This window comes from Gammaproteobacteria bacterium CG11_big_fil_rev_8_21_14_0_20_46_22 (genome assembly GCA_002796245.1).
Classification (GTDB): domain Bacteria; phylum Pseudomonadota; class Gammaproteobacteria; order UBA12402; family UBA12402; genus 1-14-0-20-46-22.
Genome location: PCWT01000024.1, coordinates 1 through 23,685 on the forward strand (window position 1 = coordinate 1; position 23,685 = coordinate 23,685).

A 23,685-nucleotide genomic window follows, 5' to 3' on the forward strand; every position below is an offset into this window, starting at 1 on the left:
ATCGCGCCAATGGACAGTGGAATGATTATTGGGAAGAAAGAAAAGCGGCATGAAAACCTACACTTTTAATCGCACCCACAAGAGCCTGAATCACTTTACGAGGAGGGTTTCCTGTAAGAAGATCAATCAATTGATACTTTGTTACTCTCTCAGTAAACAATGAACCGTCTATCTCATTGTTTGGCATACAATGTGCCTCAAGGCTTGGTTTTTTAATTTTAGTTTTATCTTCTGTGCCATAAGACATCGATATTCATGTCGGTGATATAAGGCATGATCTGACCCCGAAAAAGTGGACGCCCTGTTAAGCGACTTTTTTCATCTCAAACGCCTCGGGTGATAAATACCCAAGTGTTGAGTGAAAGCGCTGTCGATTATAGTACACTTCAATATAATCGAAAATCTGTTTTTTCGCTTCTTCGCGTGTTTTAAATTGTTCGCCATGAATGGATTCCACTTTAAAGCTGTGATTCCAGCTTTCTATAGCAGCATTATCATAACAATCAAACAAAATTAGACAGGGAAGACATTGTGTTTTTAACCTGCATGTTCAGTTTGCTGAGCCTGTGCTGCGCACAGGGTTTTGTCAAGTCGATTGTTTTACACATGTTTATCTATATAATGTGTAATTATCTAATTTATGTGTAAAGATGTGTAAAGGTGTGTAAAATGGATGTTTGGTATTTTTCAAGATTAGAGCTAGCCGGCAGATACCTTAAGGTTTTTGATGCGGGGATTACTTCAAACCTAGCTATCATTGCGCCGAGACGAAAAGGTAAGACAGTTTTTGTATTAAATGATATTGCGGTTCTGGCCAAGAAAAAAGGGTACATCCCGGTGTATGCAAGCCTATGGCAAAATATTAATTCACCTCAAGACGCTTTAATTTCTGCCCTTAAAGAAACCATAGAGGCGGTGGACAAAAAGACGCCATTCTCGCGATTGATTAACGCTAAAATCAAGAAGGCATCATTGAGCAACGACTTGATTGGCAAGGTAGAGCTAGAGTTTGCGGACAATCCGCAAAGAGCGGTAGGCAAAGAGTTAGTCCTCCTTGATGAGTTACTGTCGATTTTGGAGAAAAAAGCTAAGAATAAGACCATTTTACTGCTAATTGATGAAGTTCAACACCTCGCAACATCGGATGAATTTTCTGGGTTAATCCATGCGTTAAGGACAATGTTGGACAAAAGGCTGGGTAAAGTGAAAGCGATATTTACAGGCTCATCTCGTCATTATATGAATCTGTTGTTCAATGAGTCTCAGTCACCATTCTATGACTTTGTTGAAATAGCGCCTTTCTCAGACTTGGGCGAAGATTTTATTCGATTTCTTTCGGAAAACTTAATGAAGCGACATGGCTTAAAAGTCACGGAAAAATCGCTGATGAGTGCCTTTAATGCGATAGATCAATCACCCTACTGGATGATGAAAATTATTGCCCATATGATTACTTTTGAGAGGTCTATTAGCGATTCATTGAACTATGTGTCGCAATTAATAGAGGCCGCAGAGGGCTTAGATTTAGTTGTCAAAAAGCTTAAACCGATTGATAAGCTTGTTTTCCTCGTGTTAGCCGGTGGTGATAGCCCTTTTTCAAAAGAGGCGCTTTCAAAGGTTGATAAAGAAACCTTGGTAAGAGGTATTCCTTCTAATGTGCAAAGGTCATTAAAGCGATTGATTGAGTTAAACCTAGTGACACAGCTCGAAAAAGGGGAATACAAAATCGAAAAACCTGGCCTAAAGCGATATTTAATTGAGTTTAAAAGCAAGCAGTAAGAGAAAGAATCCCCATCGCGCAAAGAAAAATACTATTTCTCAAAGAGATGCGTCGATGCATTAAATTTTGGTGAATAGTTACAAATTATATTGATTTAAATGTGGGTAAATTTTTCGTTTTCAACAAAAATAGCCAGTAGAGCAGGCGTATGTGTTCTTGCTCAAAACAAAGCGACACTGGTCTGCCAAGAGGCAGAGTAGGGCGCTCGCTCGATGTGGGACTAAAGAATTTAATGATAAGGCCTGGGCACGCCACATTGGGGACAATTGGGGAAAATTGGCGCTTGCCTAATGCTCAAAATTCCCCTACAATCTGCCTCCTTTATGGGTAAGGCCTATAACGATTTTGGAGAATAATCATGTACGCGGTGATTGAGACGGGCGGAAAACAGTACAAAGTGGCGCAAGGTCAGCGCTTGAAAGTGGAAAAATTAGACCTTGAAGCAGGTAATACAGTGGAATTTAATAAGGTGATGTTGCTGGCTGATGGCGTAAACATCACCTTAGGCCAGCCTTTTGTGGAAGGCGCGATGGTCGAAGCTGATGTGGTCTCTCACGGGCGTCATCGTAAGATTAAAATCTTGAAATTCAAGCGTCGTAAGCATCACATGAAGCGCCAGGGTCACCGTCAGGGTTACACTGAAATTGAAATTAAAGCGATTAAAGCGTAAGAGGATTGTAAGATGGCTCACAAAAAAGCAGGTGGTAGTACTCGTAACGGTCGCGACTCGATAGCCAAGCGTCTTGGTGTGAAACGTTTCGGTGGCCAATTAGTGCAAGCAGGTGAAATTTTAGTGCGTCAACGCGGCACGGCCTATCATGCGGGTGCGGGTGTTGGCTTGGGTAAAGATCACACATTGTTCGCTTTGGTAGCGGGTGTGGTTCGCTTTGCTCGTAAAGGTAAAGAACAACGTCAACACGTGTTTGTTGACGCGGTTGATGCCGAGTAACTCAACGACTTAATGTCTTTTGAAAAACCCCGCTTGGCGGGGTTTTCTTTTGGAAAACGATAATGAAGTTTATTGATGAAGCAAGAATCACGGTGCATGCAGGTAAGGGCGGCGATGGTTGCCTGAGTTTTCGTCGTGAAAAATACATTCCCTTTGGTGGCCCCAATGGTGGTGATGGTGGTGATGGTGGTTGCGTCTATTTTGAAGGTGATGAAGGGGTAAACACCTTAATCGATTTTCGCTATCAACGTAAGTTTCAGGCCAAAAATGGCCAGCCAGGACAAGGTAAAGACCGTCGTGGTGTCAGCGGGGATGATTGCATCATTAAAGTGCCTTTAGGTACCTTAATCTTTGATGAGGAAACCGAAGAGTGTTTGGGTGATATCACTGAGCATGGTCATCGTATCAAAGTTGCGCAGGGCGGTTTTCATGGCTTGGGTAACGCACGCTTTAAATCCAGTGTGAATCGGGCGCCACGCCAAACCAGTAAAGGTACACCCGGTGAAGTGCGCCGTTTAAAACTCCAGCTTAAAGTCTTGGCGGATGTGGGTTTATTGGGTTTGCCGAATGCAGGGAAGTCGACCTTAATCAACGCGATTTCTAATGCCAGACCGAAAATTGCAGATTATCCGTTTACCACGTTGCACCCGAGTCTCGGTGTGGTGCGTGTCGATGGCTTTAGAAGTTTTGTTGTGGCTGATATTCCAGGCCTTATCGAGGGCGCATCCGAAGGCGCAGGCTTAGGGATTCGCTTTTTAAAGCATTTGGAGCGAACACGTTTATTGTTGCATATTATCGATGTCATGCCAGTTGACGGCAGCGATCCGGTGGAAAATGCGCAAACCATTATTCAAGAACTGGCTCAATACAGTGAGGATTTGGCTAAAAAACCGCGCTGGTGGGTCTTTAATAAAATGGACCTTATTCTAAAAACTGAGCGGCAAGCCTTTTGCGATGATTTAGCCAAGCGTTTGGGCGCAGAGCATTATTTTGCGATTTCTGCGGTCAATCGTGAAGGTTTGGAGGCCTTGTGTTACGCGGTGATGGGGCAAGTTGAGATGGCGCTAGAGTCATAAAATCGCTTGATTTTTGATCAATAAAGCTATAGAATGCGCAAAAAATAACCAGAGGTGTTTTATGAAAAAAACAGTATGTGCACTCATGTTGATGCTCTTGAGCGCGTTTTCTTTCGCTAGCAAGATTTCTATCTGCGTAAAAAACAACAGTGATTACCAGGTTCTTGGTACGTTTAGCTACTGGGATAACCATGGCCATACCGGCATTGGTTTGGGAAGGATTACGGATTCTGGTGCAACAGCTTGCTCAACGACACCCATGGTTTTTCCTGTTGGATATATCAATGGTTTGCATACCTCAGCTGAAGTTAACAAAATGAAGGGCCCAATGCCTATTAAGCCAGATGTTACTTGTACGCAGCAAGGCATGCTTGATATGACGGCTTTACCAAAAAGCATTGATCTTGTTGTCAGCAATAGCGGCACAGATCAAGTGGCCTGCCAGATCGTCTATCATTATCAGTAAAACTCATTGTTATTCAAACAGTCGATTTTACTTCGCAGATGACTTCCCCTTTTAATAGCTTAAGCCGGATGATTTCATCGGGCTTAAGCTGTTTACTGTCTGTAATTACTTGGCCTTTTGCATTTTTTGCAATGCTGTAACCGCGCGCCAGTGTGTTGAGTGGGCTCATGGCTTGTAAGGTGCGGGCAAGCAGCGCGAGCTTTTGTTGACGCTGTGTATAAAGATTGTCGATTGAAGCTTGTAAGTTTAGCTGGCAGCGTCTTAGCTGGTCTTGCGTGTGTTGTAATTGAACTTTAGGGTGAGTGTATTTCAAGCGCTGCGCAAGCCAGTCGACATGTTGTGTAAGGTCCTCAAGTTTGCGCCACATCGCGCTATCTAGATGTTGTTTGAGCGTTTTAATATGTAAATTTAGATGCGATTGATCGGGGCTTAAGAGTTCCGCCGCTGTCGAGGGCGTAGCAGCGCGAAGATCGGCGACAAAATCGGCGATAGTAAAATCCACCTGATGGCCAATGCCGGTGACGATCGGCAAAGCACTATCATAGATGGCTTTCGCGACCACTTCTTCGTTAAACGCCCAAAGATCTTCAAGCGAGCCGCCACCGCGTGCGAGCAATAACACATCAACTTCTTTGCGTTCGTTGGCGGTACGAATCATCGCAGCGATTTGCGAGGCCGCTGTTTCGCCTTGAACCAAAGTGGGGTAGATGACGACGCTGGCTTGTGAGCCACGTCGGTGTAATGTGCGTAACATATCGTGCAAGGCCGCGCCTGAGCTTGAGGTGATAATCCCAATCGCTTGCGGCATGCTGGGCAGCGATTTTTTGTGGTCTTCGTCAAACCAGCCGCGTGCTTGCAGAGTATTTTTCAAGGCTTCAAACTGGCGCTGCAGTTTACCAATACCGGCAGGCTCCATGGCTTCAACAAGGAGTTGGTAATCGCCGCGTGCAAAATAGAGGCTCACGCGGGCTTTAAGCAACACTTGCGCACCGTGTTCAACGGCAAAGCTTACGCGGCTGTTTTGGCCGCGAAACATGGCGCAGCGCACTTGAGCAGTCTCGTCTTTTAACGTGAAGTACCAATGCCCGGAGGCGGGCGTGGATAAATTTGAGATTTCCCCTTCGATATATAGCAGTGGAAAACTTTGCTCCAGCAAATATTTGATTTGTTGGTTAAGTTGCGTAACGCTGAGGATAGGAGGTTGATCTGTGTTCATTGGGCTTAGGTTATCAGTAAACAGAGTCTGGCTCAATCGGGATACATTTTTCCCCGTGTTATCGCTTCGCTCAATATGCCCTAGTGAAAAATTGTCGTGTGCAACGATACAGCATTGAGGTGTCCGCCCTTGTTAAGATTTTGTTAAAACTTCAATGATACGATTGAAGAAAATAACAAAGGAAAATAATGATGACTAGGCGCGGGCATTACCCTGATAATGCTACCTCCGTTGCTGCAGGAAGAAAAAAGAACGGCCAATATTTGGCCAAAGTACAAAGGCGCGAAAGGGATTGTTCGCCGTTTATTTTTATCCCTGATGGTGGTGGGCTAACTTATTGTCTTTTTATGGGCGTAGGACTATTTTATCTTGTAGCTCAACAAGGCGCTGCAAGCCAAGGGAAGATCGTCAACGAAACTGGCAATTCAACAAAGGCTGTCATGCCGCTTACGGGGAGCGACGCTCATAGTGTACAGAATATGGCGACGACGCCACATATAACAACGCCAATGCTTCCGATATCGGCATCCCCACCACCCGCACGAGCAACACCCACGCCTGAATATGCGACACAAAAAAAGGGGAATGAATTAGCGGAGCAGCTTAAAATACTCGATCAAAATAAAGTCGATATGGAAGCAATCTATGCACTAAATGCCACACCTTGGCTTGTGGCTGCTCTCGTATCAATGCCTGGCGGGAGGCTCGCATGGGATGCGCTCTTTGCTCAGTTTTTCGATGGAAGGTCCGCAGAGCAAAATATCGCACACCCTGTTTATATTCGCCGTCTCAGCGCTAGGAATCTAAAAGACGAGTTGGTTGCAAGATGGCTATCTGATATATACGAGTGGTACCATGATGGACAAAACCCTTGCGCACAGAATATTTTTAATACCCTGGGTTTACGATTACGGACCCCTGAAGGCGCGGCTGTGGCTGATAGAATGCTCGAAATGCTGTGTGATATAGTACGCCAAGAGCCTTTTCAAAGCCCGCCAACAGACTACTCACCTGGCACGCCACAGCTCAAAAAGCAAGAAATACTCGACAGAATGATCGTCTCTGCATTTAATCAATTTCGTGCACATATCGAAAGCAGTTTCTTGCTTTCTGAAGAGGAATTTAGAAAAACTGGGTCGACAATGGCCAGATGCGCCGTCGAGGGTTCGTCATGTGTGCCTCATATAAATGCAGCAGAGTGGTATACCGAGCACCTCATAGTATTTAGCCAGTTATTAGGGCTTCCTTCTAGTGAAGCCAAGGAAATTATTGAGCGTATGAGCTTGCTAATTAATGGTGCGGTTTGGCTATTTTGTCGATGGAAAACGTGAGCTTTTTGACAGCATAGGAAGGATACCCGAAGAGTTCGTCAGCGCCGCTGTCAAAGAAATGGAAGATCACTTGTACGATGATGATTGGATGCCAAATCAACCCAAAGTTAATGATATCTACGCAAAGCTTCTTCCACTGGCAGCAATACTGCTCATCCTTATGGCTTATTGTGTCTATCTGGGGTATCGTAGAAAAAAGCCTGCGGCAAAAGGCGCGCTGGGGACAAGCGCAGCGATAGCAACCCCGCCGCCAGCAGCAGAGGAGAAGTTGCCTGCTGAGGTAATAGGGCGCTTGCACACTCTTTCTGCGCTTGAAATTGGGCAGTGGACTCTTCCTAGTCAAGCACGAGCTAACTACGAAACGTTACAAGAAGTCACAGTGCAGAGCCTTAAAAAAATTCTTCGTTCCTTGAACCTCAACATGAACATGAACATAGTCCAGATGGAAATAGTCCAGCGGATTTTAGAGTTGAAAGCTGAGTATACGAAGCGATTTATCGCCCATTATCTTAAGCAAGGAAAGGCTGCTTTATCGCTTCTTGATGAGAGACTAGGCGAGCGCGAATGGCCAAATGAGTTTCGCGCCCGTCAAAGCGCCATGAAGACTGAGCTTATAGATTATCGTCAAGCGCTCGATTATGCTTTCAAACTTTTTTTTGAGATGCCAGAGTACCCTGAATGGTTTAATGACTTCATTTCTTCGTACCTCGATGAAAAAGCTATAGCTCACAAGAAAAGTTACTATGATCAGATTCAAGATGAATACAAGCTGATGGCAGCGATCGACGATTTAGGGCGTTTTTCTCCCTCAGATATTAATAAAAATGAGGTTGATAGTTTTAGACGAAAGCTTGTAGGCATTTTAACTATACTTGAAGGCAATGAAAAGCTACGCACGCGCTATAAAGACAGGGTAGTCGAGTTTGCAATCCGGCAAATAGCCAAGTTTAACGCTATACACACTCTCTTTGATGTTCAAAAGTTCCAAGAGCGTTTTAGGTGGTGTTTTGCTGATAGTCAGAATGTAAGCGCAGATCAGAATGTAAGCGCAGATCAGAATGTAAGCGCAGATCAGAATGTAAACGCAGGTCAGGATGTAAACGCAGGTCAGGAGGTAGATGCACCACCACCCCCTGCAGCAGGCTCAACAGCTGGGGTCTTGCAAGCATTGGGCAGCGTACCCCCTGCTGCCACGGCTGGGTCGATCGAGCTTGTTCCATTGATCTTGCTTTCAGTGGGGTCTTATCTAAGAGAGGTTAGCCCGCTACCCGCGGTGAGCTTTGATCAAGATAGCTTCTACGAAAGCCTAAAAGACGACTATCGTGCCGCGCAATTTGCCTTGCTGACCGTAAAGTTTTTAATTCGCTTAAGAGAGAATGATAGGAAAACTGCTTCCCGGGAAACTCGAACGTTACTGTTGTATATCCGGAATGCTTTCTTGCATGCGAGCAGCGTGCAGAAAGCTGAGATGCTAAATGTTATTGCAAAGCTTGTCCAAAATAATCGGGAAAACTCTGGTGGATTTCTGACTGGCTTATTAAACATGGCGCAACGGGTTCCTCAAAATAAAATTCACAGTGATGCCAGATCTAGATCAGAAGTGGCTCAGGTATTAATAGATTTATTGAGTCAAGAAAATATCGCACAAGTTCAAGAGCACTTGGACATTCTTCCTGGGTTGCAGGCGACATTAGTTTTCGCACTTATCGATTATCTAGAAATACTCAGTGGGGCTTCTTTTGATTTTAGAAGCGAGCCAACATTAGATGAGTTAAGGAACAGGAGAAATGCTTTCGCGCATATGGACGATCAAGAAAATCAATCTACTAGCGCGATAGAGTTGGGACAATATGCTTTGAACAACGCCAATGATTTAGTGAGCACTATAAGGCGATTGGAAGGTCTGCCAGAGCAAGTCGCCAACGCAAATTCAAATGCAAGCCCCCGGTTTTCTTAAAAACCCCATCGCGCAAAAAATGCTATTAAGCGCTTGTTTATTAATGGTAAGATGTTTTGCTTGCCGCGCATGCGCTGGCGAGCTTTGAATTTAATGATGCCTTGGAGTTGTTATTTATGCGGTTTATGGTCTATGTTCAACACATGCAAAAACGCGGCTTAATCATTCATGGAGGAAAACACATGGTGCGCCAATTATTCCCTATTGCTTTATTACTGATCTCAGGTTTAGGTTTCGCAGCCTGTCCTTGTGCGTCATCGCCAAAAGGTTTAATCAGTTTTCCCTTGGTGGCGAGAACCTGGGTGCAGACCGATTCAGCGAATGTCACGGTGCACATGACCGCTAGTGTGCAAGAAAGTGATGTGTCTGATGTGCAAAAACAGATGATGGCAGCGTTGAAACGTTTTGATGCTCAAGCGGATTGGCATGTGATGTCGATGGCGCAATCACTGTCAGATTCAGGGTTGTTGACTGTGGAGGTGAAAGCACAAGCGCGCCTTAAAGGTGATGCTTTGAATGATTTGAATAGCAAGGCGAAAGCGTTTTCGAAACCTGGTGTGAGTTATCAAATTGATGGTGTGGATTTCAAGCCAAGTTTTGCTGAATTACAAACAGCGCAATCACAATTACGCATGAGTATTTACCAACAAGCGCAAGCTGAAATCAAAACCTTGAGTCAAACGTTTAACGAGCCGGTTCAATTGAAACGTTTAAGTTTTGGCGAAAAACAATCGCCGTCACCACTGGCTAATCGCGCCTTGATGTTAACGGCGATGAATAGCGCGCCGTCTTCTATGCCAGTGGCCCAGTTGATGACGGGTAGCGCTACGGCAACGTTTGCGCTGTCGCCAGCTAAATCTTCGGCTTGTATGTGCCAGAGAAAAGCCGCTGATAGGGTGCAGCTAATGCCTGCGCACGCAGCAGGGAAGTAAGCGTATGCATTTGCCTAAGTTGATAGCTCACCGAGGCGCTTCTCAATACGCGCCCGAAAACACGCTCGTCGCGCTTCGAAAAGCCGCTGAGATGGGTGCGCGCTGGGTCGAGTTTGACGTGCAGTTGTCAAAAGATAAGCACGCTGTAGTGATTCACGATGATGAGCTTACACGGTTAACCGGTAAGCCAGGTTATGTTTATCAGCACACATTCAAAGCCTTGCAAGCCATGGATGTGGGTTCGCATTTTTCTCAGCAATTTCGCGGTGAGGGGGTGCCTTCCCTGGAGCAGTGGTTGCAGGTCGCCTGTGGCTTGGGCTTGTCGCTCAATATTGAATTAAAGCCTGCAAAAATTGCGCATCATGAGGCTTTAATCGAGCAAGTGATTTTATGTTTGGAATTATTCTGGCCGCGAAGTCTCGATGAATTATTAGTTTCATCGTTTGATCATGATTGCTTGGCCAAGTTTCATGCGGCGATGCCAGAAGTGCCGATAGGTTGTTTGTTTCATGAATGGCAAGACGATTGGAAAACGGTGGCAGACGATTTATCGGCAGCTAGTGTCAATATGAATGTGGCTATTTTAACAGATGCGCGTATTCAAGAAGTCACGGAAGCCGGCTATTCTTTGTTGAGTTACACAGTGAACGACGCTAAAAAAGCGAATGCTTTAATCGAGGCGGGTGTCACCGGCGTGTTTTCCGATGATCCTGCATTGTTTTTTTAGGTATAATCTTGTTTCATTGCTTTTTTAGCCAAAGCGAGCGTTTCGTTTGCGACATCATTAGCACGTGCATTATGTGCTTTTAAAATACGCATCACTTCGCCCATGTCTTTCGCGTAGTCTTCACGTCGAAGTTGCATGGGTTCAACGAGTTCAACCAAGACATCAATCAATTTGCGCTTGCACTCGACATCACCAATTTGACCGTTGCGGTAGCGGTCTTTCGCATCTTCAATCCAAGCGGTATCGGTGTTGAAGGTGTCGTGAAAAATCCATAGCGGGTTATTTTCAATCGTGCCTTTGTCCGTGGGGCGCAAGCGATTAGGGTCAGTGTACATACTCATCACTTTTTTCTTAATCGTGTCCGGATCGTCGTGCAAGTAAATGGCGTTGTTCAAGGACTTGCTCATTTTTAACAAACGGCCTTCTTTGTCGGGTCCGTTTAGGCCTACCAGGCGTCCGGTTTTGCCCACCAAAGGTTTGATGATGGGAAATAAGCCACCGGCTTTAAGGTAATTGTCATCGTCGGTGTGTGAATCCACACCGCAATACAGCTGATTAAATCGTCGTGCCACTTCACGTGTCATTTCCAAGTGAGGGATCTGATCTTCGCCGACCGGTACAAGCTCAGGCCTAAAGGCCAAAATATCCGCCACTTGGCCAATAGGGTAGAGCAAAAAGCCAAAGGAGTAATTGTCGCCGAGACCCTTGTCGCGGATTTCGTCTTTAATCGTCGGGTTTCGCATCAAGCGGCTGTAAGGCGTGAGCATGCTAAAGTAAAAGGTGAGCTCGCTGATCGCCGGGATTTCGGATTGAATGAAAATGGTGCTGACAGTAGGGTCTATCCCCGCGCCCAAATAATCCAAGAAGATATCCAGCGTGCTTTGGCGAATGGCTTCAGGTTGGTCGGCGCGTGTGGTAAAGGCATGCAAATTGGCAATGATAAAAAAGCATTCATAGTCGTGCTGAAGCTTCACTCGGTTTTCAATCGAGCCCACCCAGTGGCCTAAATGAAGCCGGCCGGTGGGGGTGTCGCCTGTGAGGATGCGTTTTTTATCTGACATGCGAGTATCCTTCTAAGTTGCCGGATTTTAGCGTGTTTTGACTTTGGCTGCAAAGCGGTCTGCCGATGGCTAAATGTGGGTTTCTGCTTAAATTTTTGTTTAAAAACTGCTCAATTTTTGATACAATGCGGGCAATAAAAATAACAATAATAAGATTCTGTCGTGCACGCTCATGCTCGAAAACAACAGTCGCAATCTCATCGTCATGTGGTGGCCTTGCATTCTGATCCGGCGGTTTTAAGGTTTGCTAGAGATTTTTGTGAGTCTCAAAATATTGGCGGTTGCAGTCAGGGTTTTTTAGCTAAAAATCCTAACTATTTTTGCAATAAAAGTTTTTCGCATTTGACCTTATTTTCACATGGTTCGGAAGAACAGTTTGGCGAAGAGAGGTATTCACCTGAAGACTTGGTGAAATACCTTGAAGCTATAGGTTTCCTAAGGGTGGAGAAAAAGGACAAACAGTTGACCGTGGATCTGGTGGCTTGTGGCGTGGGGATGACTCGCTCGGGCGAAAGTTATTTGACTCGGTTTTCCCAAGCCTTATTGGCTAAAGGTTATTCTAAGGTTTCTGTGCGAGGTTTGACAACGCGTGCGACTTACTTAAGTTTTGGGGGCGTAGAAGCTTACCAAATGAGGATTGAGCGCGCCAGGATAGGGTGTGGGCTAAAAATTATTGCAAGGCGTGTGGATAAGAGTGATGAATACGCTGTTATGCAGGAAAGCTTTAGGCAGAGGAATTTGGCGATCGCCAATGGTGATAGGCCTTCTGTTTATGATATTGATAAAAAGTTAGGTGCACGTTTTCCTTTTAGAACGCTTGCGCAATACTCTGACTTAGAATCCGCACTGAGTAGACCTTATAATGTCATTCATCCGAACGATCTTCGGTCTAAAAAAAGCCCTTGGGAGCAAGCGCTTGAATCAGAGCAGTATTACCTCGATGAGCAGGCTCATCGATTTAATAAAAGCACTCAAGCGTTGATTGATCAATTTAAGCAGCAATGCGCTTCTAGCAAAACTAAGGACGAGCTTAAAGCTACTATTAGTCAAACGTATGAAGCGTCAAAGAAAATTCTACACCGCGTGCGCTTAGAGGTTTTGTGTAGTATGGATGCTTTGCTTGATGCCAAAGCTCTGGCTTTGCTGTTAATCGCTCAGCATATTCAGACCTTAGGTGATGAAATGCAAAAAGGAAAGCGATCATCTTTACGATTAGTTAAGCGCGAGAGGCTTGAGGGCTTGAAAAATCAGTTAACAGGGCCAACGCAGAGTGCTGAAAGCAAGAGCGCGCTCGTGCTTTCAGCTTTGCAAGATACAACCCTCAATAAGCGATATCTGCCGGGCGAGTCAAGAACGACCCGCTTGCTCAAGCGTATTCAAACCCGTTTGGCAAAAGAGCCTGCGTCAGCAAATCCGAGCTCCCCAAGCTGCTCGTAATTTTTTGTTAATGTTTCAGGTGTAAACTTTGCCACTATCTTTAGTTATTGGATGCTTATGTCTGAAGAAAATCCATTGCCGCAGCAGTGTGTATTGGCCGACCCACCCGCAATGATTCGAGAGGTTTTGTCTTGCTCGGAGAGGGCTTTATTTCTGGATTGGCATCGCCGTTCATTTTTCGAGATATATTTTTCATCCACGCTTTGGTTTATGGTTTCCAGGTTTGTCTTTTTTTTGTTTGGGATTCCTGGGCTATTGGCGACAACTATTTTCAGCGTAATGTTGCCTGTTATTTTGGGTGTGTTGACAGTCGATTTGACTAAATTTCGGGCTTTACCGAACACAGCCCCGCCCGTAAATTTTCCTGATTATATTCAAGCTTCAGATATACAATCACATCTTAATGATTTTGAGCTTGATTTTCAGCGCAAGCTAAACAATCAAGCGAAACAGTTAGTGTTGAGCGCTTGCTTCATGGGGAGCCAATACTTTTTTAATTGGTTCTCTGTCCTCTTTCCTTTTTTTGAGCCTTTATTTCTTCGTTTTGGCAATTGGTTTGCGTATTATTTGGTTATGTTAATTGTAGGCACGCTGATGGGGCGGTGCACACCGAATGTATTTCAGTTTAAAGCCGTTCAGCGCTTGTATGGTCAAAAAAATTATCTAGATAAACAGGTTTGTTTAGAAACACTTGACCAACTTAGGACTAATCTTGATCAAAGGCAATGTTTTAATGATGCGGCTTTGTCTTGGCAGTGTTCGGCTAATCGCACAACCCATGCTTCGATTCTCTATTTGCAGGGAGGTGCTCAAGCATCGGACCCTAAATCGCTTAGGCAGACAATCAAGGGTTTGTCTGCGGCCTTCTTGATTCATGGTATCAACGTGGTTTATTACGATGATCATAGCTTGGTGATTCAGGCGGGTGACCTTAATCAAAAAAAAATTGATAGCGTTTTCTCGCTTTACAAAAAGAGAAGCCAGCTGTTTGAAGACTATAGAAAAAGTGAGCCTGGGTTTGAATCAGGTCTTCGTGGTTTAATGGAAAAACACTTTTCTGGTCTTGAGTATGAGTTGTTTGTTGAGCTTCGTGAAAAGTTAGGCGATTATTCGCCTGATCAGTGTTTGCCAACACGCCATGCGCAAATCCGCATTCCCAAAAAAGGGATAGAAAATGCAGGAGCTTTTGAAACACGAGTGAGGGTTTTGTTTTCTCATTTTAAAAAAAAGGCTCAACTGTCTGGGGTATCGTTTGTTGATGAGGAGGGGGGTAGTTACGTTTTGGATTTGGGTGAACTAACCCCTGGTCAACATGTACCGCCGGAGTTAGTAAATGGTAATTTTGTCTGGCCCAATAGTTCTCAGCGGTCGGTTTCGCCTTCACCGCTGACTTCTTCTGTGCAGGCGTTTCACTCAAGTCGAGCTGCTCGGGGAAGACTTGCTCATCGTAGAAAGCGACAGGCTCCACAAGCGGAGGATGATGTGAAGATTATCGTTAGGCCATTTCGTGATGAGCCTAACCTTACTGACTTACCTTGGCAAGCGCGCTGGCCGGATCGTCGTGATTGCAAACTTTTTGAGGTAAGACCGCCGAGCCTTCCGTCTGATAAGTCTGCTTTTATTCTTTGGCATGCGTCTACAATGGAAAGAGAGCTGGGTGGGCAGTACAAAAAATTTGAAGGGATTGCTAGAAACGGCAATTTTCGCAGTAAAGGGTGTCATGGCATTGCGCACGTGCAAAACAGATACTTGCCAAACACACAACGTTCGGTGCCGCTGCTCTATAAATTAAGGGCGCCCGACTCTGATACCCGGGTTTATTTACGTCAGGAACAGCACGGTGGTGTGCTCTATTACATCCCTGCTTATGTGGAGTTGCGTTCACATCATGCGAATAAGCATGCAACAGTGCTTGAGGCAGCTTCTGATGCGCCGCCGGCTAGGCCGCCGGCTAGGCCGCCGGCTGCTGCTAGGCTCGCGGTTTAGTTTAAGGCTGGCGTGGTAGCTGGGGCGCTTGATTTTCATCAAGCCCGCGCCCAACGACGGCATTGAGTGTGTTGCCTAGCCAAGCCAGCAGCGCAAAGCAGGAAAATGAAGCGAGTTCAATACAGCGGTGTCGCCAGCTTGAAAAGCCTTCATCGAGCATGTAAAACCCGTTGGCGCCAGATTGATGTTGTTGCGTGCCAAGAAAATAAGCATTATAGCCGCTGCCGGCAAAGCGTTGGGCTACGGGCTCAAGTAATACGATGAACAAGCTAACCATTAAAATGATGAGTAGCTGTAGGCTGTGTTTCAGGCAAGTGCGTCGTCGAGAGGGCGGCGGTATTCGCGCAGGTGGCGGGGGTCCTGCTGCATCATCCAATGCGAGAACACCTGCCATATCGCGAGCTTTTTCAGGTTGATATTTTCTCACTAAAGCATTTAAAACCCGCTTCAGTCCTTGCGATAGCGTGTGATCTTGTTCTACTTTTTTCTTGGTTTTTATAAGCAAGGTTAGCGCATGCTTAAAAAGCGCATCATTTTTTTCGGGTGTGTTGGTATCAAGTGTCAGTATGCTAGCTTTAAAGTTTGGCAAATTATCAAAGACGGTCAATGCTTTGGGGTCTAGGTCTATTTCAAATGAATCATTTTCGATAGCAATATCGCCATTTTCGCAAAGTATTCTCAGTGTGCTAGGTCTAATTTGTTTGTCTAATACGTCGAGGATATCGCTTGAAAGTCTAGATAGCTCATTGGGATGGTCGGTGGCGTATTGCCAGATAAAAAGGATAAAGAGGCGTTCATTGCCGAAACGATATTTTTCTTTGAGTGGAGATTTTTCATCTTCAGAGGCGAGCGCTCTCTCCATCAGCTCTTGATCGTGTGTTTTTATGGGTTTGTTTGTGTAGGGACAGAGAAATCGAAATATGAAACCGAAAAGGGGGCTCTGCCTGTTTGTATTATCCAAGTCTGCTCTGAGGTTTCGTCTGACGTGGTAGCCCAATAAGCTTTCAATAGCGATTAAATGACCACTGCCTAACGGTAGCACGCCCATCATTGAGCCGTTGATGGGCTCTTGTGTCACAATGTCATCGGTATTTCTTGGGGCGATGAGTGCCAGCCAGTTCAGCACTGTTTTTATGAGGGTTTTGGCTTTTATAGGGCGGTCATCGTGCATATCTATCGGCGGAAGTTGTTTGAATGCTTGGTTTTCAAGTAAACTCAAAAGCGCCGCTCTTAGGCTTGTATAGAACGCTGGTTTTTTTGTAGTGTGGAAGTTTGCTTTCTTTAATAGGAATACACCAGCGTCTTTTTCCAGCTTTTTGATATGAGGAAATAAGTCGCCAAGAAGAGCGCAATAGCTCGATTGTTGGCTTGCTAAGCCTAGAATGATTGATAAGGGTAATAGGTGATCTGATATAGGTTTTTGCATGATCAAGTCTTCTGTGTTGTTTTTGGCATTATGACGTATTAGGCAGCTCTGGGTAAGTGATCAAAAGTTAAGGCATGTTAACAATGGGTGTTTCTGACTGCAAATCAAGCGCAATCGGCCAAAAACTGCAAACATTTCAATACGCAAGAAGCTAACCGTCTTTCGCTTTCCATCTAGGCTAAAACCTGCCAAAATGCCTTTTTATTGTGAGAAGGCTATGAATCTTCAACGTTTTGGCGCCATGTTTATCTTGATGGGCACGGCCATCGGCGCGGGCATGCTCGCACTACCGTTGGTCAGCAGTCAAGTTGGATTTTGGCCAGCTGTGGGCTTAATGGTCTTTGTGTGGGCGGTGATGTTGATCACTGGTTTTTTGGTGCTCGAAGTCTGTTTGGCGTTTCCGGAGTATAAGAATAACTTTGATTCCATGGCCTATCACACGCTTGGGCCGATCGGTCGGGTGGTCGCTTGGATCACGACCTTGGTTTTATTGTATGCCTTGACCTCGGCTTATATCGCCGGCGATTCGTCTTTACTGTTTGAGCTTTTTACAAAAACCTGGTCTTTGCAGATTCCGCAATGGGTGGATGCGGTGGCCTTTACAGCTGTTTTTGGCGGTGCCGTGTTTTGGAGCACGCGAGCGGTGGATATTCTTAATCGTGGTTTGATGTCTGTTAAAGGTCTCGCCTTGGTGTTCACCTTGATACTGTTGATGCCGCACATTGATGTGGCTCAGCTTGAGCGACACCAGGGCAGTCTTACGGCTTTGTGGGCGATGGCGCCTGTGTTTTTAACGTCGTTTGGTTTTCATACAGTCATTCCAAGCTTGGCGAACTATTTGAAAAAAGACGTGGTGGAGTTAAAGCGCGTAGTATTTTGGGGCGCGACTATCCCGCTCATTATTTATATTTTCTGGTTGATGGTGGTGTTTGGCATTATCCCTTACGTGGGTGAGCACAGTTTAAGTGCTATCAGGGCTAATCATGGTTCAGCTGGCATGATGATTGCTACGCTCATCACTGTAGCCCATTCTCACGCGGCTAAAGTCAGCGTGAATATTTTCTCGAATGTAGCAATGACTACTTCGTTTTTAGGTGTAACCCTGGGCTTGTTTGATTTTTTACTCGATGCTACGAAACGAGAAAATCACCGTCGCGGTCGCGTGCAAATCGGTCTTTTAACGTTTGTGCCGCCTTTGTTGTTTGCGATTTTTTATCCTGAGGGTTTTGTAAAAGCTTTGGCGTATGCGGGTTTGTGCGTGGCGGTGCTGGAAGTGATTTTACCGGCTTTAATGGCGTATCAATTGCGTCGCTCTAGGCTTCGCACATCGATGTTTCGCTTTCCGGGTGGTAATCTAGTCTTGGCGCTGATTTTTCTGATGGGCGTTTTATTTGTTTTTATGTGATGGAGTCAGTATGTCATCCTTAGTCTCGCAAGTGGAGCATGATTTATTGCAAGCCGCTAATCTCTCGGCAGGCAAGCTCGAGCAAACTTTGCATGATTTGATGCGAAAGCGCGTGGATTTTGCCGATATTTATGTGCAATCGTGTTATCAAGAATCTTGGCTTTTAGAAAATAGCCAAGTTAAAGAAGGGCATTTCGATGTGCAACAAGGTGCGGGTGTGCGCGCGATACAAGGCGAGAAAACAGGCTTAGCCTATGCCGATGATCTTGAGTTAAAAGCGATCCAACAAGCCTCGAATGCTGCTGCGGCTATTGTCCGATCGGGTCATGGGCAGCAACATGCTGTCACGAAAGTTAAGCAAGCCTCAAACCTTTATGTTGTCGATAATCCGATTAATGCGCTCACGCCGCAAGAGAAAATTCGTGTCTTGCAAGAAGTGGATGCGTACATTCGTGCGCAAGACCCTGCTGTGAAAGAAGTGATGGTGAGCTTGAGCGGTGTGCACGAAGAAATTTTGGTCATGGCCACCGATAATACCTTGGTCGCGGATATTCGCCCACTTGTGCGCTGTAATGTCACGGTGATCTTGGAGAAAAACGGTCGTCGTGAGCAAGGCTTCGCTGGTGGTGGTGGACGCTATACCTATCAAACTTTGATGGATGATGATTTGCCCATGCAGTTTGCTAGAGAAGCATTGCGCCAAGCCCAAGTCAATTTGCAAGCCATCGATGCACCGGCAGGCGCTATGCCTGTTGTGCTTGGCAATGGCTGGGCTGGCGTGTTATTGCATGAGGCGGTGGGGCACGGTTTGGAGGGCGATGCGAACCGTAAAAAATCGTCGGTGTTTGCCGGGCGTTTGGGTGAGCGTGTGGCCTCGAGTTTATGCACCGTCGTGGATAACGGCGCGATGCCGGGTCGACGCGGTTCCTTGCAAATGGATGATGAGGGGACGGGCACGCAGTGCACCACGCTCATTGAGAATGGCGTCTTAAAAAATTATATGCAGGATAAATTGAATGCACACTTGATGGGTATGGCGCCCACCGGTAACGGCCGGCGTGAATCGTATGCGCACCAGCCGATTCCACGTATGACAAACACGTATATGTTACCCGGTAAGTCTACGCCGGAGGAGATTATTGCGTCAATCGATAAAGGTATCTATGCGGCCAATTTTGGTGGTGGCCAAGTCGATACCACATCGGGCCAATTTGTGTTTTCAATCAGTGAGGCCTATTTGATTGAAAAAGGCAAAATCACAGCGCCGATTAAGGGCGCGACATTGATAGGCCAGGGTTTGGATATTTTGACTAAAGTGTCGATGGTGGGGAATGACCTGGCACTCGACAGTGGTGTTGGCATCTGCGGTAAAGACGGTCAAAGCGTGCCAGTGGGTGTTGGGCAGCCAACCTTAAAAATTGACGAACTCACGGTGGGTGGTACCGATGCAGGATAAAATATTGGATAAAAAAATCCCATTGGATGCCTTGGCGGAGTTTGCCTTGGCAGAGGCGAAAAGATGCGGCAGTACGGCGGTTGAGCTGAATGTTACGCATGGTCAAGGTTTGGAGGCGAGTGCGCACGGCGGCGCGCCTGAAAAACTAGAGCACCACAATGATCATGGTTTTGAAATCACGGTGTATCGCGGGCAACAAAAAGGTAGCGCTTCAACCACACGGCTGGATCGAGCAACGATCAGTAAAGTGATTCAGCATGCTAATGACATTGCACAACTCACCGCACCGGATGAATTTTCAGGGCTTGCACCTAAAGAATTGATGGCTCAAAAACCAGTGTCTTTAGATGATTATTATCCCTGGGATATTTCTGCGAAAGAGGCCTTGGATTTGGCTGTACGCTGCGAGCAACATGGTTTATCGCTTTCTTCAAAAGTCACGCAGTCTGATGGTGTGACGGTGAGCACGCATACAACGCGATCTTTGTATGCGAATAGCTATGGATTTATGGGCGAGACACAAAGCACCCGTCACGACGTGACCTGCGTTCTGATCGCCGAAGAGAAGGGTAAGATGGAGCGCGATTATTACTATGATCACGCGCGTGATGCGGGTGACATGCTGTCAGTTGAGTGCATTGCTGAGCGTGCGGCTGAGCGCACGGTAGCAAGATTAAACCCACGTCGCGTGAAAACCTGCCAGGTGCCTGTGCTATTTCCAGCTGAGCTTGCGCGTGGCTTTTTTCGTCAGTTTATATCGGCTATTTCTGGGCCGAGTTTGTATCGCGGCACTTCATTTTTGTGTGATCGTTTAGGCGAGTCCTTGTTTCCTGAGTTTGTGCATATTCATGAAAAACCTTTTTTGCCTAAAGCGATGGGCAGCGCTTGGTTTGATGCCGAAGGTGTGGCCTGTCGTGAAAAAGGTTTTGTGCAGGGCGGTGTTTTGTCGTCTTACAGTTTAAGCGCTTACGCAGGTAGGCGCTTGGGTCTGGAGTCAACCGGTAATGCCGGCGGTGTGACAAATTTAATCGTGGAAAGCACCCATGATACGTTTTCAAGCCTGCTTAAAAAAATGGATCGTGGATTGTATGTCACGGATATTTTAGGCCATGGCGCGAATTTGGTGACCGGCGATTATTCTGTGGGTGCGTCGGGTTTCTGGGTAGAGCAGGGTGAAATTCAGTACCCCGTGAATGAGTTAACGATCGCGGCGAATTTAAACGACATGTTTAAAAACATAGTTGGCATTGGTAATGATGTGGATCATCGCGGCATTGTGCGCACCGGTTCTGTGCTATTTGGATCGATGATGGTGGCCGGGGAATAAATCGCGCGCACTAAACGTTTTTTGTTTTTGCGCGCAATATTTTTCTTAAAAATATTCTTATAGCATTGTTTTTTAAAACCTTTGATGATGTGGTTTCACGACACGGAGTTGGAGGTTTTATGAAACAACAATCACAGCGAACACTTGCTCGCGCAAGAAATAGTAAAACGTATTATGTCGCCCGACACGAATGCCCTGGGCTTTTCAAAGCGATGATGCAAGATCTTATGCGCATCGATGGTTTTTCTGAGGTCGATATTGCGTTTGGTTCGGGGGTGTCGATTGAAACGGTGCGCGAGTGTTTGTTTGGCCGCCAACCCATGTTAGATCAGCGTAGCTTTTTAGCCTTGCTGGCTTTCTTTTCACGATTTTTTTGTCGGAATCATTGAGCGTTTGCTTGAGCGTGCAGCCTGGATTGAACGCCGAAGGCGTGATAATCCGGGAAGAATGAAACCTGGGTTTTCACCCGTCTTCGCTTGCGCTGCGACGAGGTTCAACCCCGGCTATATTTTATCGCTAACGTCATTGCGAGCGAACGTCAGTGAGCGCGGCAATCTAGCGCATTAACCTGGAGATTGCTTCGTCGCTTCGCTCCTCGCAAAGACGGTTGCTACGCAAGTTTGCGTTACTTGTGTCTAATCAGTAAAAGCAGCTTAAACAGCGTGGCTGCTGCCATGATAATCGCTGTGATCATAAACGAATACGCAAAGTTCTCAGGGCCGTGTGCTGATGAACTTGGCGAGCCGCTTAGCTTTGAAAGCAGGCTTGCAAAATAACCGGCAAAGCCCGAGGTTAAAAACCATAATCCCATCATCGTGCTTTGCAAATGATCAGGAATGTTTTCGCTGACACTGGTCATCACGGTTGGCATGATAAATAACTCACCCAGGCCTAGCGTGAGATTGCCAAGCAATAAAGCCAGTAGGGCTGTGTGTTGTGGTGTTTCACTCAGGCCGCAAGCGCCGTAAAAGATCACAAAGCTTATCGCTGCAAACAAGAGGCCGAGTACGATTTTTGCATCTGCGCTGGGCATTTTGTTTCGCTTTTGCAGATAAGACCACAACACTGTGACAAACGGCGCGCTTAAAATAATCCATAAAGGCTCTAGTGATGAAATGAGAGCGGTAGGGATGGTCCAGCCCAATACGGTGCGGTTAACGTAGGTCTGTGTGAACAGTGTGAGCGAGCTGCCCACTTGCAGTGACGCGCTGAAGAAAAAAATTCCCCAGATCATTCGTGTTAACACGCCCTGGGTTTGATGGCGCGTGGGCTTGGCTTGCCCTTTGAGTAAGTTTGCGAGGTAGAGTGCGACAATGAGCGCAATTACCGCCAGAGTGAAGCCGAGTGCATTGGGGTGTAAAAGCAGAAAAAACACAAAAAGGATGCCAAGGGCGATGATGATAAAGGCGAGCAATGGCAGGCGCAGTGTCGAGCGCGTCACAGGCCAGCGTTTGGCAAGCGACAAAAACCAAACGAGGCTGGCTAGAAAGCCTGCGGCTGAAACAATAAAGCCTGCATGCCAGCTTAAGTACTTTATTAAAAGCGCAAAACACACAGGCCCTAAAATGGCGCCGGCGTTCATCCCCATATAGAAAATCGTGTAGGCTTTGGTTTTTTCGCCCGCTTGATTGCTGTAGAGCTTACCCAGAAGGCTGGTCACGCTGGGTTTGAATAAACCGGTACCTAAAATTAACACGGCAATGCCCACTTCGTTGAGTGCCAACCCCGCTTGTGTCATGAACAGATTGCCTAGGCAAATCAATAGGGCACCTACGCTGACGGTGAGTTTTTCGCCGAGGTAATGATCCGCGATAAAGCCACCTAAGATCGGCGAGCTAAAGCCAAGGGCTGCATACACGCCGTACATGCCATAGCTCTGGTCAGCGCTAAAGTGAAACACCTGGGTGAGGTATAACACTAAGATCGCCTGCAGACCGTAATAGCTGAAACGATCGCACATTTCGCCAAAGGTGAGCATGTAGAGGCCGTGTTTTTTCATGGGCATACAATAAGCTTTAATGGTGAAAACGTCCACTGTTGGCCGGTCTTTGGCGCAGATCCTCTTCGCCATGCTCGTGTGCCTCGTCTCACCATTGAACGTTTTTTCTGGCGGGTGTCCACTGTTGCTTGCTATCCGGCATGGGTGTTTTTGCCTGTTGCTTTTTCTCCTGTTTCCTATACGATGAGAACAAAAAGAGAATAAGCGGGGGTCTTATGGTTTGGCAGCGTGCGATCATACTGATTGATATGGACGCTTTCTTTGCGTCCATCGAGCAGCTTGATTTTCCTGAGCTTCGAGGCAAGCCGGTGGCGATCACCAACGGTGAGGCGGGCACGTGCATCATCACGGCGTCGTATGAGGCTAGGCGTTACGGTATCAAAACCGGAGTACGCTTGCCCGAGGCGAAAAAGCGCTGCCCTTCGCTGATTGTCTGCCCTTCAAGGCCTAGGCGATATGTTGAGATTTCCTCTGCGATTATGAGCTCTCTGGAATCTATCACGCCCGATATCGAAGTGTTTTCGGTGGACGAGGCGTTTTTGGATGTCACTCATTGCCAAAGGCTGTGGGGCTCGCCCGAGCTTATGGCTAGCAAGGTGAAAGCCTTGGTTCAATCAGTGTCGGGTGTGACCTGTTCGGTGGGGCTTAGTGGCGATAAAACGACGGCCAAGTTTGCGGCTAAGCAGCAAAAACCGAATGGCTTAACGGTGATTCACCCCAGTGAAGCGAAAGCGCGTTTATCGACTGCCCGCGTTTCTGAGCTTTGTGGCATCGGCAAGGGTATTGCTGAATTTTTAGCTGCGCGCGGGGTGGTGTATTGCGGTGATATGGAAAAGTTGCCCATTGGTGTGATGGCCAAACGTTTTGGAAATCTTGGGCGGCGTATTTGGCTGATGTGCCAGGCCGCTGACCCGAGTAAAGTGAGCACATCGACACAGGCCGCAAAAAGTTTGGGGCATGGTAAGGTTCTCCCGCCGAATACACGCAGTGTGCAAGACATTCAAACGTATCTTCGCCATCTTTGCGAGAAGCTCGCCTCAAGGCTTAGGGCGAATGGCTTGGAGGCTCAAGGCTTTTAGGGGAAACAAAGCGCATGTTCGGACGACTGGCCGCTTCGGCAATGGCCTCAGCATCGCGTAAATCATTTTTGTTTG

The 23,685-nt window shown here is 46.4% G+C and carries 22 protein-coding genes; 16 read left to right on the forward strand and 6 right to left on the reverse strand.

Annotated elements, in window-relative coordinates:
* Nucleotides 1-25: 25 nt before the first annotated feature.
* Together COV52_02995 and COV52_03000 are read right to left on the reverse strand one after the other, a co-directional pair.
* The gene (locus COV52_02995; protein PIR11598.1) at nucleotides 26-247 is read right to left on the reverse strand and encodes a hypothetical protein; all 222 of its coding nucleotides are present in this window, start codon (nucleotides 245-247) and stop codon (nucleotides 26-28) included.
* Nucleotides 248-304: 57 nt separating this feature from the next.
* Nucleotides 305-514, reverse strand: a complete 210-nt coding sequence (locus COV52_03000; protein ID PIR11599.1) for a hypothetical protein — start codon at nucleotides 512-514, stop codon at nucleotides 305-307.
* Nucleotides 515-669: 155 nt separating this feature from the next.
* Here COV52_03000 and COV52_03005 point away from each other — a divergent pair, with 155 nt between their 5' ends.
* The 5 genes from COV52_03005 to COV52_03025 all read left to right on the forward strand — a co-directional run bounded on the left by COV52_03005 (nucleotide 670) and on the right by COV52_03025 (nucleotide 4,271).
* Nucleotides 670-1,779, forward strand: a complete 1,110-nt coding sequence (locus tag COV52_03005) for a hypothetical protein (GenBank protein PIR11600.1) — start codon at nucleotides 670-672, stop codon at nucleotides 1,777-1,779.
* Nucleotides 1,780-2,138: 359 nt separating this feature from the next.
* Nucleotides 2,139-2,450, forward strand: a complete 312-nt coding sequence (gene rplU, locus COV52_03010; protein PIR11601.1) for a 50S ribosomal protein L21 — start codon at nucleotides 2,139-2,141, stop codon at nucleotides 2,448-2,450.
* A gap of 12 nt (nucleotides 2,451-2,462) precedes the next feature.
* Nucleotides 2,463-2,729: a 50S ribosomal protein L27 gene (locus tag COV52_03015; protein PIR11602.1), complete on the forward strand. Its 267-nt coding sequence runs from the start codon at nucleotides 2,463-2,465 to the stop codon at nucleotides 2,727-2,729.
* Nucleotides 2,730-2,791: 62 nt separating this feature from the next.
* The gene (obgE, locus tag COV52_03020) at nucleotides 2,792-3,805 is read left to right on the forward strand and encodes a GTPase ObgE (GenBank protein ID PIR11603.1); all 1,014 of its coding nucleotides are present in this window, start codon (nucleotides 2,792-2,794) and stop codon (nucleotides 3,803-3,805) included.
* A gap of 85 nt (nucleotides 3,806-3,890) precedes the next feature.
* Nucleotides 3,891-4,271 (forward strand): hypothetical protein, encoded by a 381-nt coding sequence (locus tag COV52_03025; GenBank protein ID PIR11604.1) that lies wholly within the window; start codon nucleotides 3,891-3,893, stop codon nucleotides 4,269-4,271.
* Between the two features lie 13 nt (nucleotides 4,272-4,284).
* On the opposite strand, the gene xseA is transcribed toward COV52_03025, so the two are convergent.
* On the reverse strand, nucleotides 4,285-5,487 hold the full coding sequence (xseA, locus tag COV52_03030; protein ID PIR11605.1) for an exodeoxyribonuclease VII large subunit: 1,203 nt from the start codon (nucleotides 5,485-5,487) through the stop codon (nucleotides 4,285-4,287).
* 191 nt (nucleotides 5,488-5,678) lie between these two features.
* Between xseA and COV52_03035 the strand changes: the two genes are divergently transcribed.
* The 4 genes from COV52_03035 to COV52_03050 are packed head-to-tail and all read left to right on the forward strand — an operon-like array spanning nucleotide 5,679 to nucleotide 10,434.
* Nucleotides 5,679-6,818, forward strand: coding sequence for a hypothetical protein (locus COV52_03035; GenBank protein PIR11606.1), 1,140 nt, complete (start codon nucleotides 5,679-5,681; stop codon nucleotides 6,816-6,818).
* Complete coding sequence (locus COV52_03040; protein ID PIR11607.1) at nucleotides 6,781-8,775, forward strand: hypothetical protein; 1,995 nt, start codon at nucleotides 6,781-6,783, stop codon at nucleotides 8,773-8,775. The genes COV52_03035 and COV52_03040 overlap by 38 nt, the downstream gene beginning before the upstream one ends.
* Nucleotides 8,776-8,831: 56 nt before the next feature.
* The gene (locus tag COV52_03045; protein PIR11608.1) at nucleotides 8,832-9,707 is read left to right on the forward strand and encodes a hypothetical protein; all 876 of its coding nucleotides are present in this window, start codon (nucleotides 8,832-8,834) and stop codon (nucleotides 9,705-9,707) included.
* Between the two features lie 4 nt (nucleotides 9,708-9,711).
* The gene (locus COV52_03050) at nucleotides 9,712-10,434 is read left to right on the forward strand and encodes a glycerophosphoryl diester phosphodiesterase (protein ID PIR11609.1); all 723 of its coding nucleotides are present in this window, start codon (nucleotides 9,712-9,714) and stop codon (nucleotides 10,432-10,434) included.
* On the opposite strand, the gene trpS is transcribed toward COV52_03050, so the two are convergent.
* Nucleotides 10,431-11,495 carry a tryptophan--tRNA ligase gene (trpS, locus tag COV52_03055; GenBank protein PIR11610.1) on the reverse strand — a complete coding sequence of 355 codons (1,065 nt, stop codon included), beginning with the start codon at nucleotides 11,493-11,495 and terminating at the stop codon, nucleotides 10,431-10,433. The genes COV52_03050 and trpS overlap by 4 nt on opposite strands.
* A 162-nt stretch (nucleotides 11,496-11,657) precedes the next feature.
* Here trpS and COV52_03060 point away from each other — a divergent pair, with 162 nt between their 5' ends.
* Complete coding sequence (locus tag COV52_03060) at nucleotides 11,658-12,932, forward strand: hypothetical protein (protein ID PIR11611.1); 1,275 nt, start codon at nucleotides 11,658-11,660, stop codon at nucleotides 12,930-12,932.
* Between the two features lie 57 nt (nucleotides 12,933-12,989).
* Nucleotides 12,990-14,918, forward strand: a complete 1,929-nt coding sequence (locus tag COV52_03065) for a hypothetical protein (GenBank protein ID PIR11612.1) — start codon at nucleotides 12,990-12,992, stop codon at nucleotides 14,916-14,918.
* Between the two features lies 1 nt (nucleotide 14,919).
* Here the strand turns inward: COV52_03065 and COV52_03070 are convergent, their stop codons facing one another.
* Nucleotides 14,920-16,344, reverse strand: a complete 1,425-nt coding sequence (locus COV52_03070; protein PIR11613.1) for a hypothetical protein — start codon at nucleotides 16,342-16,344, stop codon at nucleotides 14,920-14,922.
* Nucleotides 16,345-16,537: 193 nt separating this feature from the next.
* Here COV52_03070 and COV52_03075 point away from each other — a divergent pair, with 193 nt between their 5' ends.
* The 4 genes from COV52_03075 (at nucleotide 16,538) to COV52_03090 (ending at nucleotide 20,921) form a co-directional block, all read left to right on the forward strand.
* A complete protein-coding gene (locus COV52_03075) occupies nucleotides 16,538-17,749 on the forward strand; it encodes a tyrosine-specific transport protein (protein ID PIR11614.1) in 1,212 nt (403 codons plus the stop codon).
* A gap of 10 nt (nucleotides 17,750-17,759) precedes the next feature.
* Nucleotides 17,760-19,205: a metalloprotease TldD gene (locus tag COV52_03080; GenBank protein ID PIR11615.1), complete on the forward strand. Its 1,446-nt coding sequence runs from the start codon at nucleotides 17,760-17,762 to the stop codon at nucleotides 19,203-19,205.
* The gene (locus COV52_03085) at nucleotides 19,195-20,532 is read left to right on the forward strand and encodes a metalloprotease PmbA (GenBank protein ID PIR11616.1); all 1,338 of its coding nucleotides are present in this window, start codon (nucleotides 19,195-19,197) and stop codon (nucleotides 20,530-20,532) included. The genes COV52_03080 and COV52_03085 overlap by 11 nt, the downstream gene beginning before the upstream one ends.
* Nucleotides 20,533-20,651: 119 nt before the next feature.
* On the forward strand, nucleotides 20,652-20,921 hold the full coding sequence (locus tag COV52_03090; protein PIR11617.1) for a hypothetical protein: 270 nt from the start codon (nucleotides 20,652-20,654) through the stop codon (nucleotides 20,919-20,921).
* A 236-nt stretch (nucleotides 20,922-21,157) separates the two neighbouring features.
* Here COV52_03090 and COV52_03095 read toward each other — a convergent pair whose 3' ends face one another.
* A complete protein-coding gene (locus tag COV52_03095; GenBank protein ID PIR11618.1) occupies nucleotides 21,158-22,603 on the reverse strand; it encodes a hypothetical protein in 1,446 nt (481 codons plus the stop codon).
* A gap of 143 nt (nucleotides 22,604-22,746) precedes the next feature.
* Here COV52_03095 and COV52_03100 point away from each other — a divergent pair, with 143 nt between their 5' ends.
* Nucleotides 22,747-23,610, forward strand: a complete 864-nt coding sequence (locus COV52_03100) for a hypothetical protein (GenBank protein ID PIR11619.1) — start codon at nucleotides 22,747-22,749, stop codon at nucleotides 23,608-23,610.
* Nucleotides 23,611-23,685: the final 75 nt, after the last annotated feature.

Excerpts from the sequence above, each read along its gene's own strand:
- COV52_02995 (PIR11598.1), bottom strand. The coding sequence starts at position 247 with ATGTCTTATGGCACAGAAGATAAAACTAAAATTAAAAAACCAAGCCTT.
- COV52_03005 (PIR11600.1), top strand. The coding sequence starts at position 670 with ATGGATGTTTGGTATTTTTCAAGATTAGAGCTAGCCGGCAGATACCTT.
- rplU (PIR11601.1), top strand. The coding sequence starts at position 2,139 with ATGTACGCGGTGATTGAGACGGGCGGAAAACAGTACAAAGTGGCGCAA.
- COV52_03015 (PIR11602.1), top strand. The coding sequence starts at position 2,463 with ATGGCTCACAAAAAAGCAGGTGGTAGTACTCGTAACGGTCGCGACTCG.
- obgE (PIR11603.1), top strand. The coding sequence starts at position 2,792 with ATGAAGTTTATTGATGAAGCAAGAATCACGGTGCATGCAGGTAAGGGC.
- COV52_03025 (PIR11604.1), top strand. The coding sequence starts at position 3,891 with ATGTTGATGCTCTTGAGCGCGTTTTCTTTCGCTAGCAAGATTTCTATC.
- xseA (PIR11605.1), bottom strand. The coding sequence starts at position 5,487 with ATGAACACAGATCAACCTCCTATCCTCAGCGTTACGCAACTTAACCAA.
- COV52_03035 (PIR11606.1), top strand. The coding sequence starts at position 5,679 with ATGACTAGGCGCGGGCATTACCCTGATAATGCTACCTCCGTTGCTGCA.
- COV52_03040 (PIR11607.1), top strand. The coding sequence starts at position 6,781 with ATGGTGCGGTTTGGCTATTTTGTCGATGGAAAACGTGAGCTTTTTGAC.
- COV52_03050 (PIR11609.1), top strand. The coding sequence starts at position 9,712 with ATGCATTTGCCTAAGTTGATAGCTCACCGAGGCGCTTCTCAATACGCG.
- trpS (PIR11610.1), bottom strand. The coding sequence starts at position 11,495 with ATGTCAGATAAAAAACGCATCCTCACAGGCGACACCCCCACCGGCCGG.
- COV52_03065 (PIR11612.1), top strand. The coding sequence starts at position 12,990 with ATGTCTGAAGAAAATCCATTGCCGCAGCAGTGTGTATTGGCCGACCCA.
- COV52_03070 (PIR11613.1), bottom strand. The coding sequence starts at position 16,344 with ATGCAAAAACCTATATCAGATCACCTATTACCCTTATCAATCATTCTA.
- COV52_03075 (PIR11614.1), top strand. The coding sequence starts at position 16,538 with ATGCCTTTTTATTGTGAGAAGGCTATGAATCTTCAACGTTTTGGCGCC.
- COV52_03080 (PIR11615.1), top strand. The coding sequence starts at position 17,760 with ATGTCATCCTTAGTCTCGCAAGTGGAGCATGATTTATTGCAAGCCGCT.
- COV52_03085 (PIR11616.1), top strand. The coding sequence starts at position 19,195 with ATGCAGGATAAAATATTGGATAAAAAAATCCCATTGGATGCCTTGGCG.
- COV52_03090 (PIR11617.1), top strand. The coding sequence starts at position 20,652 with ATGAAACAACAATCACAGCGAACACTTGCTCGCGCAAGAAATAGTAAA.
- COV52_03095 (PIR11618.1), bottom strand. The coding sequence starts at position 22,603 with ATGGCGAAGAGGATCTGCGCCAAAGACCGGCCAACAGTGGACGTTTTC.
- COV52_03100 (PIR11619.1), top strand. The coding sequence starts at position 22,747 with ATGGTTTGGCAGCGTGCGATCATACTGATTGATATGGACGCTTTCTTT.